Annotated in this window: 12 protein-coding genes and 1 pseudogene; 7 read left to right on the forward strand and 6 right to left on the reverse strand. The window is 70.8% G+C overall.

Translation table 11 applies throughout. From position 1 onward, the window contains the following. Positions 1-137: 137 nt before the first annotated feature. Positions 138-1,040, reverse strand: a complete 903-nt coding sequence (locus tag DES41_RS07980) for a LysR family transcriptional regulator (protein ID WP_114467110.1) — start codon at positions 1,038-1,040, stop codon at positions 138-140. A 151-nt stretch (positions 1,041-1,191) separates the two neighbouring features. Between DES41_RS07980 and DES41_RS07985 the strand changes: the two genes are divergently transcribed. Continuing rightward, positions 1,192-2,022: a Crp/Fnr family transcriptional regulator gene (locus tag DES41_RS07985; protein WP_170168127.1), complete on the forward strand. Its 831-nt coding sequence runs from the start codon at positions 1,192-1,194 to the stop codon at positions 2,020-2,022. A gap of 3 nt (positions 2,023-2,025) precedes the next feature. Here the strand turns inward: DES41_RS07985 and DES41_RS07990 are convergent, their stop codons facing one another. Beyond that, positions 2,026-3,240 carry a TetR/AcrR family transcriptional regulator gene (locus DES41_RS07990; RefSeq protein WP_114467112.1) on the reverse strand — a complete coding sequence of 405 codons (1,215 nt, stop codon included), beginning with the start codon at positions 3,238-3,240 and terminating at the stop codon, positions 2,026-2,028. Between the two features lie 33 nt (positions 3,241-3,273). Further along, on the reverse strand, positions 3,274-4,530 hold the full coding sequence (locus tag DES41_RS07995; RefSeq protein ID WP_425466352.1) for an acyl-CoA dehydrogenase family protein: 1,257 nt from the start codon (positions 4,528-4,530) through the stop codon (positions 3,274-3,276). Positions 4,531-4,822: 292 nt separating this feature from the next. Between DES41_RS07995 and DES41_RS08000 the strand changes: the two genes are divergently transcribed. The 3 genes from DES41_RS08000 to DES41_RS08010 all read left to right on the forward strand — a co-directional run bounded on the left by DES41_RS08000 (position 4,823) and on the right by DES41_RS08010 (position 10,122). After that, positions 4,823-5,983, forward strand: coding sequence for an acetyl-CoA C-acyltransferase (locus DES41_RS08000; protein WP_114467114.1), 1,161 nt, complete (start codon positions 4,823-4,825; stop codon positions 5,981-5,983). After that, positions 5,980-7,254, forward strand: coding sequence for a TetR/AcrR family transcriptional regulator (locus DES41_RS08005; protein ID WP_211332930.1), 1,275 nt, complete (start codon positions 5,980-5,982; stop codon positions 7,252-7,254). The genes DES41_RS08000 and DES41_RS08005 overlap by 4 nt, the downstream gene beginning before the upstream one ends. 780 nt (positions 7,255-8,034) lie before the next feature. Continuing rightward, the gene (locus DES41_RS08010; RefSeq protein WP_114467115.1) at positions 8,035-10,122 is read left to right on the forward strand and encodes a 3-hydroxyacyl-CoA dehydrogenase NAD-binding domain-containing protein; all 2,088 of its coding nucleotides are present in this window, start codon (positions 8,035-8,037) and stop codon (positions 10,120-10,122) included. Here DES41_RS08010 and DES41_RS08015 read toward each other — a convergent pair. Together DES41_RS08015 and DES41_RS08020 are read right to left on the reverse strand one after the other, a co-directional pair. Further along, positions 10,038-10,490, reverse strand: coding sequence for an NAD(P)-binding domain-containing protein (locus DES41_RS08015; RefSeq protein ID WP_342769642.1), 453 nt, complete (start codon positions 10,488-10,490; stop codon positions 10,038-10,040). The two genes, DES41_RS08010 and DES41_RS08015, sit on opposite strands and share 85 nt — an antisense overlap. A gap of 59 nt (positions 10,491-10,549) precedes the next feature. Continuing rightward, entirely contained in the window at positions 10,550-11,422 is an 873-nt protein-coding gene (locus DES41_RS08020) for a pirin family protein (RefSeq protein WP_114467116.1), read from the reverse strand. Between the two features lie 109 nt (positions 11,423-11,531). Here DES41_RS08020 and DES41_RS08025 point away from each other — a divergent pair, with 109 nt between their 5' ends. From DES41_RS08025 to DES41_RS38330, 3 genes and pseudogenes are all read left to right on the forward strand, one after another. Then, positions 11,532-12,452 carry a LysR family transcriptional regulator gene (locus tag DES41_RS08025; RefSeq protein WP_114467117.1) on the forward strand — a complete coding sequence of 307 codons (921 nt, stop codon included), beginning with the start codon at positions 11,532-11,534 and terminating at the stop codon, positions 12,450-12,452. 54 nt (positions 12,453-12,506) lie between these two features. After that, a pseudogene (locus DES41_RS39000) lies at positions 12,507-12,807 on the forward strand (hypothetical protein); the annotation flags it as partial. Between the two features lie 12 nt (positions 12,808-12,819). Beyond that, the gene (locus DES41_RS38330; RefSeq protein WP_114467118.1) at positions 12,820-13,203 is read left to right on the forward strand and encodes a hypothetical protein; all 384 of its coding nucleotides are present in this window, start codon (positions 12,820-12,822) and stop codon (positions 13,201-13,203) included. 297 nt (positions 13,204-13,500) lie between these two features. On the opposite strand, the gene DES41_RS08040 is transcribed toward DES41_RS38330, so the two are convergent. Next, a complete protein-coding gene (locus DES41_RS08040; protein WP_114467119.1) occupies positions 13,501-13,965 on the reverse strand; it encodes a DUF2269 family protein in 465 nt (154 codons plus the stop codon). Positions 13,966-14,145: the final 180 nt, after the last annotated feature.

The raw sequence follows: 14,145 nt of genomic DNA on the forward strand, positions 1-14,145 counted from the left end.
TTCTTCGCAAGGCCGGCGCGGGCCGGCGGGAGATGGTTCTTGCAGCGCAGCGCGGGTTGCAAGCCTGTGGCGCGGCAAGAATAGCATGTGCCATGCCAGGCCCTGTGTCAGCCGCAAGGCGCCCATGGGCAGCGCGATCAGGCCTCCAAGGCCTGCTGCATGGCCGCGCGAAACCACTGCGACGCCGGGTCCGTGTCGGTGGACGCATGCCAGTACAGAAAGGTTTCCAGCTCCGGCAACGCCACCGGCAGGGCCAGCACCTGGATGCCGGCCTGCGCGTTGTCCAGCACGGCCTGCGAGCGCGACATGGTGGCCAACAGGTCGGTGCGCGCAACGATGGCACTGGCCGCACCGTGGCGCTGGCAGCGCACACGGATGCGGCGGCGCATGCCCAGCCGGCCGAGCGCCACGTCCTCCAAGCCCACGCCGCGCCGGCGCCCGGTCACCAGCACGTGCTCCTGCGCGAGATAGGCCTCCATGTCGAAGCCCGGGCCGATGGCCGGATGCCCGACCCGGGCCAGCACCACGAGTTCGCTCGCGCCGATCTGCTGGCGCCGGATCTCCGCCGTCAGCGGAAGGCCGATGTCCAGCGCCAGGTCGAGTTCGCCGCTGCGCAGGTCTTCATCCAGATTGCCGCGGTCGGCCCGCACCGTGGCCAGCCGGATGCCCGGGGCTTCGCGCGCCACGCGTTCGGCCAGATCCGGCAGGAACGACAGTTCGGCCGAGCCGCTGGTGGCAACCGTGAACAGCCGCTGGCTGCTGGCCGGGTCGAACTGCCCGACCTGGCGCAGCATCTGGTCCAGCCCGCCCAGCGACGCGTGCACCGTGCCCGCCATCATGCGGGCCATCGGCGTGGGGATCATCACATTGCCCTGGCGCTCGAACAGCGGGTCGCCCAGCAGCTCGCGCAGCCGCGCGAGCGCATGGCTCACCGCGGGCTGCGACAGGTGCAGCTGGCGCGCGGCCGACGTGATGCCGCGCTCGCGGTAGATCGCATCGAAGACGGCAAACAGGTTCAGGTCGATTCGGGACAGCTGCATGGTCTCGCGCCAGGGTGAGGCAGGCTATGCATGCGGCAAATACCGCGTGATGCGCACATTGCATTCGCCATCGGAGGGTCGCGCTGGCAAGCTGGGCGTCTTCCCGGCCTGCCGCCAGCCGGCCATTGTCCTTCTTCAGCACCAGCCACCCGTGACCCTGCTCGCACCGACGCATCCCGCCGTCTCCGACCGCTTCGCTCCGCTGCACGCCCTGGTCTGGCGCCCCGAGCCCGGCTCGAGCGCGCAGCACCGCGCCTGGACGCTGGAGCGGCCGCGCCCGCCCAGCGTCTCGCCCACCCAGCAGCGCACGCTGCTGGCCGGCGCCTGGCTGGCCGGGGTGGGCGAGGCGGCGCGCGAGGCGCTCATGGCCGCGCTCAGCGTCTCCAAGGTTGCCGCCGGCGACCAGCTGCTGCACCAGGGCGAGCACAGCGCGCTCTGGCATGGCGTGGCCAGCGGCGCCGTGCGCCTGGGCAGCGTCAGCGCATCGGGCCGGCAGCTCAGCACGGCCCTGGTCGCGCCGGGCGAATGGTTCGGCGAGGGCCCGGCCCTGGGCCGGCTGGCCGAAGCCTGCAGCGCCCATGCCCATGCCGATGCGGTGCTGGTGTCGCTGCGCTTCGATGCACTGCGCCGGCTCACCGCCGCCCACGCCGACCTGCGCCACGCCCTGCTGCGCTGGAGCGCCGCGCGCCAGCGCGCCGCCATGGAGGCCGTGCTGCAAGCCGCCAGTGCCCCGCTGAGCCAGCGCCTGGCCGCCTGCCTGCTCGACCTCGGCCAGCGCTTCGGCCAGCCGCAGGACGAGGGCTTTCGGCTCACGCTGCCGCTCACCCAGACCGACCTCGCGCAGCTCGTCGCCACCAGCCGCCAGCGGCTGAACCAGGGCATGCAGGACCTGCGCCGCCTGCGCGTGCTCGACACGCGCGAGGCCCAGATCACCGTGCTGTCGACCGAAGCACTGCAGCGCCGCGCCGGCATGCCGGCCTGAGCCTTACTCCAGCCCCATCAGCAGGGGCCGCACGTAGAGCTCCACCGCCGCTTGCGGCGTCGTGCCCGGCACGAAGCGCTGCAGTTCCGCCGCGGCGTTGATGCCCACCATGGCGAGTTGCGCGGCCTGCATCGGGTCCAGCGGCCGGATCGAGCCGTCCACCATGCCGCCCACCACCAGCGACGCCAACCGCTCGCCAATGCGGCCCAGCGCCTGGCGGATGCGGCTGCGTTCGGCCGCGTCCGGCAAGGTCGGCACGGCAGACCACTGCAGCAGCGGGCTGCCGTCGGGTGTGATCTGGAACAGCACCAGCGCGCGCAGCACGGCACTGAGCCGCTCCCAGCCGCTCACCTGCTCCTGCTCGGCCTGCGCCAAAGCCTGGCGGACGATGGCGAAGGTCTCGTCGAAGCAGCAGGCGACCAGGTCGTCCTTGGTCTCGTTGTGGTAGTAGAAGCCGCCCTTGGTCATGTTCAGCCGCTCGGCGATGCGGTTGACCGAGGCGCCGCGGTAGCCCTGCTCGTTGATGAGCTGCGTGGCCGTGCGCAGGAAGGCGGCCGAGGGCGAGAGGTCCGCAGAGCCCAGCTGCCAGCGCAGCTCGCAGCCCTCTGCCTGCCAGCGCGCGCCGCTGGCCATGACGCCGCGCAGCAACAGCCCCAGCATGCTGTCGGCCACCGCGCCGAAGCGCTCGGGCTCGTGCCGCAGCAGCCAGACGCGCTGCGCGTTGACCACGCCCAGCACGATGTGCGTGCGTGCGTTGGCCGCGCTGCGGTCTGCCGTGGCCTCGTCGTTGAGCAGGCGCCGCAGCCGGCGGAACATGTCCTCGTAGGCCGCGTACACCGGCGCCATGTGCTCGCCGCGCAGCGCGCGCAGGTCGTGGAAGCGCGTCACGGGCGCATGCAGGCCCTGCTCCACCGCCGCCAGCACTTGCGCATGCGCACGCAGCAGCGCACCCAGCCGCGCGGGCATTCCCGCCTGCGCCATGGCCTCGTCGGTCAGGCGGTTGTACAGGTCGATGCTGCGCAGGTAGCAGGCCGCCGCCAGGTCTTCCTTGCGCCGGAAGTAGTAGGTGACGCTGTTCTTGATGAGGCCCACCCCCTCGGCCACCGCCGACAGCGTGGTGCCGCGGATGCCGCGCTCGTTGAGCAGGCCGCTGGCCGAGGCGATCAGCGCCTCGCGCTTGTCGGCGAACTTGGTGGTCTGCGCAGGGGAGGTGTTCATGGGCGGCCGCGATTGTCCGCGAGCCGCCGCCGTTCAATTGCGGAACACCGCCGCCATGCTGGCGTCGTCTTCCTTGCTGCCCTCGTGCATGCGGATCTCGTTGCGGCCCACCACCAGGTGGTGCACTTCGTCCGGCCCGTCCGCCAGGCGCAGCGTGCGTTGCTGCGCGTACATGTGCGCCAGCGGCGTGTGCTGCGACACGCCCAGCGCACCGTGCATCTGGATCGCCTGGTCGATGATCTTGCACACGCGCTCGGGCACCATGGCCTTGACCATGTGCACCCACTGGCGCGCCTCGCGGTTGCCCAGCACGTCCATGGCCTTGGCGGCCTTGAGCACCATCAGCCGCATGCTCTCGATCTCGATCCGTGCGCGCGAGATGATCTCCACGTTGCCGCCCAGCCAGGCCAGCTGCTTGCCGAAGGCCTCGCGCGAGATGCCGCGCTCGACCATCAGGTCCAGCGCCTTCTCGGCCGCGCCGATGGAGCGCATGCAGTGGTGGATGCGGCCCGGACCCAGGCGCAGCTGCGAGATCTCGAAGCCGCGGCCCTCGCCCAGCAGCATGTTGGACTTGGGCACGCGCACGTTGTCGAACACGATGTGCATGTGGCCGTGCGGCGCATGGTCCTCGGCGAACACGTGCATGGCGCCGACGATCTTCACGCCCGGCGTGTCCTTGGGCACGAGGATCATGGACTGCTGCTTGTGCGCCGGCGCATCCGGGCTGGTGCGCACCATGGTGATGAAGATCTTGCAGCGCGGGCTGCCTGCGCCCGAGATGTAGTGCTTCTCGCCATTGATGACCCACTCGTCGCCGTCGAGCACCGCGCTGGTGGCCACGTTCTTGGCGTCCGACGAGGCGTGGTGCACCTCGGTCATCGCGTAGGCCGAGCGGATCTCGCCGTTCAGCAGGGGCTTCAGCCAACGCTCCTTCTGCTCAGGCGTGCCCACGCGCTCCAGCACCTCCATGTTGCCGGTGTCCGGCGCCGAGCAGTTCATGCTCTCGCTGGCCAGCGGCACCTTGCCCAGCTCGGAGGCGATGTAGGCGTAGTCCAGGTTCGACAGGCCCTCGCCCGTCTCGGCGTCGGGCAGGAAGAAGTTCCACAGGCCCTCTTTCTTGGCCTGGTCCTTGGCGGCATTGAGCAGCTCCAGCTGGCCGGGCGCGTACTGCCAGCGCTCTTCGCCGACGCGGTTCTTGCCGAGCGCCTCGTACTTCTCGGCCATCGGCGCCACCGTCTCGGTGATGAAGCGCTTGACGTGCTCGTACAGCGGCAAGGCCTTGGCGGACATGCGCAGGTCGTTCAGTTCGTCGGTCGGGTTGAAGCCGAAAGCGGGGGTGGGCTTGCTCATGGTCGAAGGGTCTCCAGGCGTGCTGTGGTTCGGTTGTTTCAGACACACAGTATGGAAGATCGCCCGGCCCCGCGGAGTCCAATCCGCGACAGCCGATTCCAGGGTTTGCACCGAGCGGCGCAGCAGGCTGCGCCGCTACCATTTTTGGCGTTTCATCCCTGGAGTACGGTCTGTCCCGCACCGGACACCTGCCAAGCTCCGTGCCCTTTACTCCCATCCACAGGACACCGCCATGCGCCAAGCCGTCATCGTCTCCTATGCCCGCACCGGCCTTGCCAAGGCCGGCCGCGGCGGCTTCAACGACACCCCCAGCATGACCATGCTGGGCCATGCCATCCGGCACGCCGTGCAGCGCTCCGGCGCCGACCCGGCCGAGGTCGAGGACGTGATCGCCGGCTGCGTGGCCGCCTCGGGCAACGTGGCACGCGCCGCCGGCCTGCTGGCCGGATTGCCCGTCACCACCTCGGGCATGACGCTGAACCGCGCCTGCTCGTCGGGCCTCAACGCCATCGCCATCGCCGCGCACCACATCGTCGAAGGCGGCGCCAACGTGATGGTCGGCGGTGGCGTCGATTCCATCAGCTTCCAGGGCGGCGGCGGCGGCGGGCGCGACGACAGCCTGCTGCAAACGCACCCCGCCATCTGGATGCCCATGATCGACACCGCCGACATCGTCGCCGCGCGCTACGGCCTGTCGCGCGAGTACCAGGACGAGTACGCCCTGCGCTCGCAGCGGCTCATGGCCGCGGCGCAGGAAGCCGGCAAGTTCAAGGACGAGATCATTCCGGTCAAGACGCGCATGAAGGTCGTCGACAAGGCCACCAAGGCCGAGAGCTATGTCGACACCGTGGTCGACCGCGACGAGTGCAACCGGCCCGACACCACGCTCGCCGGCCTGGCCAAGCTGGAGCCGGTCAAGGGCCCGGGCAAGTTCGTCACCGCGGGCAACGCCAGCCAGCTGTCCGACGGCGCCGCCGCCGTCGTGCTCATGGAAGCCAAGGAGGCCGAGCGCCGTGGCCTGCAGCCGCTGGGCGCGTTCAAGGGTTGGGCCGTGGCGGGCTGCGAGCCCGACGAGATGGGCATCGGCCCCATCTACGCCATCCCGCGCCTGCTGGAGCGCCATGGCCTGGAGATCTCCGACATCGACCTGTGGGAACTGAACGAGGCTTTCGCCAGCCAGTGCCTGTACAGCCGCGACAAGCTCGGCATCGACCCCGACATCTACAACGTCAACGGCGGCTCCATCGCCATCGGCCACCCCTTCGGCATGACCGGCGCGCGCCTCACCGGCCATGTGCTCATGGAAGGCAAGCGCCGCGGCGCCAAGCATGTCGTGGTGTCCATGTGCATCGGCGGCGGCATGGGCGGCGCGGGCCTGTTCGAGGTGTTGTGACGGCGGCCAGCACCGCCACCGCCGCCACCGCCCGGCCGCGCCGCGCCAGCGCTGCGCCCGCCAGCCGCACCACCGACCGCTTCCAGGTCAAGCGCGAGGCCATCCTGGCCGCTGCCGCCGAGGAGTTCAACCGGCACGGCATGAAGGGCGTCACGCTGGCCGGCGTGGCCGAGCGCGTGGGCCTGCACAAGGCCAGCGTCAGCTACTACCACCGCCACAAGGAAGACCTCGCGGCCGACTGCATGCTGCAGGCCGTGGCGGCCATGCAGGAGGTGGTGAAGGCGGCCCTGGCCGAACCCACGCCCGAGCGCCGCATCCGCGCCGTCCTGCGCGGCCAGGCCGCGCTGCTGGCCGACATCGCCACGGGCCGGCGCGGCGCGCTGGTGTCGTTCAACGAGATCCGCGCGCTGGCCGCGCCGCAGGTGGACCAGGTGGTGGCGGCCTACAACGCGCTGTTCCGCAGCCTGCGCCAATGCTTCCCCGGTGCCGGCTGGACCCCGGCCCAGCGCAATGCGCGCACGCACCTGCTGCTGGCCCTGGCCAACATCATGCGTACCTGGATCGACCGCTACGAGCCGCAAGACTATCTGCTGGCCGCCGACGCGCTGGCCGAGCTGTTGCTCGGCGGCCTGGCTGCCGATCCGCAGCGCTGGCACGCACAGCCCACCCCGCAGCTGCATGCCGCGCAGGCCGAGGGCACCGACGTGCGCGAGGCCTTCCTGCGGGCGGCCACGGTGCTCGTCAACGAGCAGGGCTTTCGCGGCGCCTCGGTCGATGCGATCTCGGCCCGGCTGCACCTGACCAAGGGCTCGTTCTACCACCACCATGCGAGCAAGGACGACCTCGTCGCCCAGTGCTTCGCACGCAGCTTCGACGTGATCCGCCAGACCCAGCTGCAGGCGATGGCGCAGACCGCCTCGGGCTGGGAGCGGCTCGTTTCCAGCAGCTGCGCGCTGGTGCGCTTCCAGCTGTCCGACGCCGGGCCGCTGCTGCGCTCGTCGGCCCGCAGCGTGCTGGCCGAGGGCGCACGCCACGACCCCATCCAGCGCGGCAACCAGCTGACCGAGCGCTTCGGCCTGTTCATCGTCGACGGCATGCGCGAAGGCGCGATCCGCCCCGTGGACGCCAGCCTGGCCGCGCAGCAGGTGGCCGGCATGGTCAACGCTGCATCGTCGCTGCGCACCTGGGTGGCGGGCATCGGCATGGACGAGGCCGTGGCGCTGTATGCGCAGCCGCTGTTCACCGGCATCCTGGCGCCGCCGGGAAATTGAGATGAAAGTGCCCTGCACATCCCCCCGCCGCGCACAGCGGCCGAGCGAAGCGAAGGCCCGAACCCCAGGCCGAGCGCAGCGATGGCCCGACTGTGACTTCCCCCTGTGCCCCTGCCGAGGAGCGCAGTGCCATGGGCTGCGCGGAGCATCTCGCGCTTCAACATCTGACTCATTGCGCTTGTTCGAGCTGAGTGAACGCAGTGAACGGTGCGAGTTGCGCAATGCAGCCCATGGCGCGAGCACCGCAGGTTGCCCGGAGCGAAGCGCAGGGACAGGGGCACCGGGGTCGCCTTCTTTTGCTTACTTTTCTTGGCGAAGCAAGAAAAGTAAGTCGCCGTGCGGGGGCGAATACCCCGCCTCCTCATCTCGATCAGCCAGAGGTGTGCATAGACCACGCTGCGCAAGCTTGAGCACCTGGGGCCGGGATGTGCCCCCGGCAGTGCAGTCACTTTCTCTTGCTATCGCCCAAGAGAAAGTAACCAAAGAGAAGGCGACCCCGGTGCCCCCGTCCCTCCGCTGGCGCTCCGGGCAACCTGCGGTGCTCGCGGCCTGGGCGCATTGCACAACTCGCACCACTCACTGCGTTCGTTCAGCTCGGACAAGTGCAATGAGTCAGTTATTGAAGCGCGAGGTTCCCCGCGCCGCCCAGTCCACTGCGCTCCTCGGCGTGGGCACAGGGGTGGGAGCGGGGTCACACACGGGCCATCGGTGCGCTCGGCCCCTGCTTTTGTTGCGCAACACCTCCATCACTGAAACAACCACCCAACTCGGAGACATTCCATGACCACCACCATCCCCGCCCGCTCCCTCGCCGTCGAGGGCGACATCGGCGTCCTCACGCTGAGCTACCCGCCCGTCAACGCGCTGTCGCAGGTCATGCGCGAGGCCATCGTCGAGGGCATGCGCGAGGCCAACGCCAACCCGGCCGTCAAGGCCATCGTGCTGATCTGCGACGGCCGCACCTTCCTGGCCGGCGCCGACATCACCGAGTTCGGCAAGCCGCCCAAGGCGCCCTCGCTGCGCGAGGCGCAGGACCAGATCGAAGGCGCCAGCAAACCCGTCATCGCCGCGATCCACGGCACCGCGCTGGGCGGCGGCCTGGAAGTGGCGCTGTGCTGCCACTACCGCGTGGCCGTGCCGAGCGCCAAGTGCGGTCTGCCCGAGGTGCACCTGGGCCTGCTGCCCGGCGCTGGCGGCACGCAGCGCCTGCCGCGCATCGTGGGCGTGGAGAAAGCGCTGGACATGATCCTCAACGGCAGCCACGTGCCCGCCAGGAAGTGCCTGGAGATGGGCCTGGTCGACGCGCTGGTGCCCGAGGGCGAACTGCGCGCCGGCGCCATCGCCTTCGCGCGCACGGTGCTGGCCGAGGGCCGGCCGCTGCGCCGCGTGCGTGACAACGACGACAAGCTGCTCGCCGCGCGCGCGCACCCCGAGATCTTCGCCAAGGTGCGCCAGGACAACGCGCGCAAGTTCCGCGGCTTCCCGGCCCCCGAAGCCAACATCCAGTGCATCGAGGCGGCCGTCAACCTCTCCTTCGACGAAGGCCTGGCCACCGAGCGCCGGCTGTTCACCGAACTCGTGGCCGGCACGCCGTCCATCGCGCAGCGCTACGCCTTCTTCGCCGAGCGCAAGGCCACCAAGATCCCCGACGTGCCCGACGACACGCCCACGGCCCGCGTGGCCAAGGTCGGCATCATCGGCGCCGGCACCATGGGCGGCGGCATCGCGATGAACTTCGCCAACGTCGGCATCCCGGTGGTGCTGGTGGAGACCCAGCAGGCCGCGCTGGACCGCGGCCTCGCGGTGGTGCGCAAGAACTACGAGAACTCGGCCAAGCGCGGCCGCTTCACCACCGAGCAGGTGGAGCAGCGCATGGATCTCTTGACCGGCAGCCTGCAGATGGAGGCGCTGGCCGATTGCGACCTGGTGATCGAGGCCGTGTTCGAGAACATGGCGGTCAAGAAAGAGATCTTCGGCAAGCTCGACCGCATCTGCAAACCCGGCGCCGTGCTGGCCACCAACACCTCGGCGCTCGACGTGAACGAGATCGCCAGCGCCGCCACCTCGCGGCCCGAGGCCGTGGTGGGCATGCACTTCTTCTCGCCCGCCAACGTGATGAAGCTGCTCGAGGTCGTGCGCGGCGCCAAGACCAGTGCCACGGCGCTGGCCACCGCCATGCAGATCGCCAAGAAGATCGGCAAGGTGGCGGCCGTTTCGGGGGTGTGCCCCGGCTTCATCGGCAACCGCATCCTGGCGGCACGCAGCGCCCAGGCGCAGGCCATGGTGCTGGAAGGCGCGATGCCCTGGGACATCGACCAGGTGCTCTACGACTTCGGCCTGCCCATGGGCCCGTTCGCGATGAGCGACCTGGCGGGCCTGGACATCGGCTGGAGCAAGGAAACCAGCAAGGGCGCCACCATCCGCGAGCGCCTATGCGAGATGGACCGGCGCGGCCAGAAGAACGGCGCCGGCTACTACGACTACGCCGTGGTGGACGGCACGCGCACCGCCCAGCCCAGCGAGGTGACGCGCGGCATCATCCGCGATCTCATGGGTGAGCAAGGCAAGGTGGCGCGGGCCATCGGCAAGGAAGAGATCCTCGAGCGCTGCGTGTACGCCATGGTCAACGAGGGCGCGAAGATCCTGGACGAAGGCATCGCCATCCGCGCCAGCGACATCGACGTGGTGTGGGTCAACGGCTACGGCTGGCCGGTGTACCGCGGCGGGCCGATGTTCTACGCCGACACCGTGGGCCTGCCCACCGTGGTGGCCCGGCTGCAGGCCTATGGCGACCGCATGGGCCCCGGCTTCACGCTGTCGCCGCTGCTGGAGCGCATGGCGGCCGAGGGCAAGAGCTTCACGCGCTGAGCCGGCCCGGCGGGGCCGATGGCTTCCAGCACCTTGCACACCTGCGTCTTGGCGTGCGCATCGTCGCCCGAATAGAACTGCACGCGCTGGCCGCCGCAAGCTTCGGGCTGCGCCAGCACGTTCACATCGAGGTGGTTGAGCGCCTTGACGACGCGGGCGCCCGGCACCAGGGCGCGGAACACCTCGCTCGACGACCGGCCGCCCAGGTCGATGGCCTTGATGCCATGGGCGTCCAGCGGATTGGCAGGGTCCTTGGCGTCGGGCGAATCCGGACCGAGGAACTCGACCGGGTTGGTGCCGTCGATGACGATGCGGTCGTTCCACGCTGGCAGGCTGCCCAGCGCCTCGTTCAAATCGCTCCAGCGCACGGCCACGAGCCTGGCCGCAGCGGGCGGCGTGCTGCGCAGTGCGCCAGCCCGCCCGGCGGTCAGCCGAGCCGGCCGGCCTGCTGCAGTTGCATGCCGAGCCGCCGGATCTCGGCCTCGCCGCGGGCGAGCGCCTCGGCGCTGGTGTGCACCGAGTAGGAGCCCAGCACCAGCGCGTGTGGATGCGGCGCGGCCGAGCCCAGCACGAAGTGGGTGTCGCCCTCGGCGGCGAAGTCGATGGCCTGGCCGGAGCGCGCGAAGGCCACCAGCTCGCCCGCCGCGATGGGCTCGCCCGCAGACAGCTGCCCACTGGCCACCGCCACCCACGCCACGCTGTGGCCCTCGGGCGGGGTGTAGCGCCAGCGCTCCCCGTCGCGCAGTTGCACCGAGAGATAGGCCATCGACGACGGCGCCGCGATGGCGCTCTGCGCCGCGCCGTACCGGCCCAACAGCACGCGCGCCGGTCCATCCTGCGGCACCTGCGCTGGCGCCAGGTACTGGCTGTGTGCGTGCGCGTGCTCGAGCGCCGCCGGCAGCGCCACCCACAGCTGGAAACCACGGCCGGGCACGTCGCCCACCGGCGCGCCGGTGTGCCAGACACCGGCGCCAGCACGCATCAACTCCACGCCACCGGCCGGCAGCACGCCGGCCTGGCCGGTCGAATCCTCGTAGCGCACGTCGCCTTCGGACAGGAAGGTCAGCGTGGCGATGCCCGAATGCGGGTGCATGCCGAAGTTCTGCCCGGCGGCACCGGGCTGGAAGTGGACCAGGTCCAGGAACACGAAGGGCTTGAGCACCTGGCCCAGGTCGCCAGGGCTCATGAGCCGCGTGACCGGTCCGTGCGTGCTGCCGCGCGTGCGGTGGACGATGGCGCGCGGCGCGGTGGCCACAGTGGCGGCGGTGGCAGGTTCGGTGCTGGCAGGAAGGGCGGACATGTGAGAACTCGTGGGTGTCGATGCGGTGGGGGTAGCTTAGAAACCGATCGATTGCTTGACTAGCCGGCACAATCGGATTGCACTCATCCACAGAACACAGGAATCACGCATGCTGGACCTCAACGACGTGGCCGTGTTCGTTCAGGTGGTGCGCTGCGGCAGCTTTGCCGAGGCCTCGCGCCGGCTCGGCGTGCCGCCCAACACGCTGAGCCGCCGCGTGCAGCAGCTCGAGGCGCAGCTGGGCACCCGGCTGCTGCAGCGTTCCACCCGCAGCCTGTCGCTCACCAGCGCAGGGCAGGCCTTCCACGCGCGCTGCGCCAGCGCGGTCGACGGGCTGCTCGATGCCGGCCAGGCGCTGGCGTCGGCCGAGCAGGAGCCCAGCGGCCTGGTGCGCGTGGCCGCGCCGGCCGACTTCTTCGACTTCTTCCCGATGGAATGGCTGGCGCAGTTCCTGGCGGCGCATCCGCGCGTGCGCGTGGACTTCGTGCTCAGCGATGCGCGCGCCGACCTGATCGCGGACCGCATCGACGTGGCGATCCGCGGCGGCGTGCTGAAAGACTCCGGCTTCTTCGCGCGCAAGGTGCTGGACCCGGGCATCGACGGCCTGGTGGCCAGCCCGCACTACATCGCGGCACGCGGCGTGCCGGACACCCTGCAGGCCCTGGGCGGGCACGACTGCCTGGTGTTCGGCCACCCGGGCGAACGCGCCACCTGGCACCTGTCGGGGCCTGGCGGCGCCCCGGCAGAAGTGCAGGTGTCCGGCCGGTTCAGCGGCAACACCGCGCAGGCGCTGCGCAAGGCGGCGCTGGCGGGCCTGGGCATCGCGCTGCTGCCGTCGACGATGACGCGCCGCGAGCTGCGCGCCGGCCTGCTGGTGCCCGTGCTGGCGCAGTACCACCGCGCGGGCCACGGCGTGCACGTGGTGTACCCCAGCCGGCGGCACCTGCCGCTGGCGGTGTCGGCCTTCATCGACCTGGTGGTGGCGCGGCTCGGCACCGTCGAGGAGCTGCTGCCGGCCGTGCCAGGTTGACCGGTCGATCGGCCGCGCCGCACGGCCCCGGCGCCGAGGCGCCTCAGCAGCCCGCGCGATCCACGGGCGGCGCCTGGCGCGGACGGCGTGCAGTCGCTCGTGCGCGCCCGCAGTGCGTCGTGCGCGGCGTACCGGGGCGGCGTCGTCACGCCTGATCGAGGTGCTGCAAGCCGACGAGAGCCTGCCGCGCGCCTCCGAGGCCCAAGCCCAGGCGCAGACCGAATCGGCGCGCGCCGCGGTCGCTCAAGGCGCTGGGCGGCGCTGGCAGCCAGGCGCGTGGCTGCCGGGCTTGCGTTCACCGGCGGTGCCATGCCAGCGGTGGCACGGCGATTGCCGCCGTCCAGGCCCGGCATGACCATCTGCTCCCATGAACACCACGCCCCGCTACCCCCCGGATGCCAACGACATCGAAGCGCAGGAATCCTGCGACATCTTCTGCGTGCTCTGCTCCGCCAGAACCCGCCGCAGCGCGGGTGGCGGCCTGCGCTGCGCTGTCGGTGGCGAGCTGCCCCCACGGCTCGCGCAGGCGATGGCCGAGGCCGTGGCCCGCGTCGCCGCGCCGCACACGCCGACGCACGAGCCCCGGCTGGCCAGCTTCCTCGCCTGCCCCAACTGCACCACGGAGCTGCAGCGCTACGCTGCCGACCAAGCTGCGGCCTGCGTCATCTGCGGCTTGCAGCTGGACGTGCCGGACGCTGCCGAGCTCGCCGACTTCCGCGCGCGCCACCGCGATCCCGTCACCGATCCCTGACGCCCCGTGCCGCGCGCTGCGCAACGCGGGGCGACCGAGAGCGCAGCGCGCTTCCCACGAAGCCGCGCCAGCGCGGCAACCTCGGCACCTGGGCCGCGCGCACCGCCGGCACCAACTGCAAGAGTTGCTGCAATTTCTCCAGTCACCGCGCCGCACGACAGCGCCGGCCTGGCCATCGCCGTCGCGCAGCGCTGCTACCTTGCGGCCGAGTGAGCGTGGACCATGCGGGCCGAACGGCTCGGGCCACCACCGCAGCCGGCACGCCCGTCCCGGGTGCCGGCTGCGGGCGGCGCCGCGTCAGAACGGCTTGGCCGTCATGAGCCAGAACACCACCACCAGCGCCGTGAACGCCGGCACGCCGAGCGCTGCCCACACCCTCTCGTACCGCCAGTACGGCGCCGGCAGCTCGGGCTCGCGGGACTGTGCGGCCAGCCTGTGCATGCGCCATTGCAGCCACAGCACCGGCAGCCAGCACGCGCCCGCCAGCAGGTACAGCAGGACCGAGGCCCCCAGCCAGTTCATCGGCGCTAACTGCAGGGGGAAACCGGCCATCACCACCATGCCGACGCCCGTGACCGGCTGGATGAAGCCCGACGGCGTGGTGAAGTAGAGGTCGGCCTGCATCACCACGCGCGTCACCACGGTGATGGCCGCGCGGTTGCGCGTGCGGTTGGCCATCAGCATGAAGAACGCCGTGCCCAGGCCGGTTCCGAACAGGATGGTGGACGAGACGATGTGCAGCGTCTTCAAGGTCAGGTACATGCCCGCTTCTCCGTGGTGGCCGCCTGTGGCCAGTGCGGCTCCGGACGGCTGGCACGCGCAGCGCGTGCATGCGTCCGCACCCGGCAAGGTGCGTGCCCAGCCACGCCGGGCATGCGGATTGCCACGGGTTGTTCTTCAATCCGTCGTTCGTCCACGCGTCCATGCAAGCCCTCGTCCCTG

The organism is Pseudorhodoferax soli (assembly GCF_003337555.1).
In the GTDB taxonomy this organism is placed as follows: domain Bacteria; phylum Pseudomonadota; class Gammaproteobacteria; order Burkholderiales; family Burkholderiaceae_C; genus Pseudorhodoferax; species Pseudorhodoferax soli.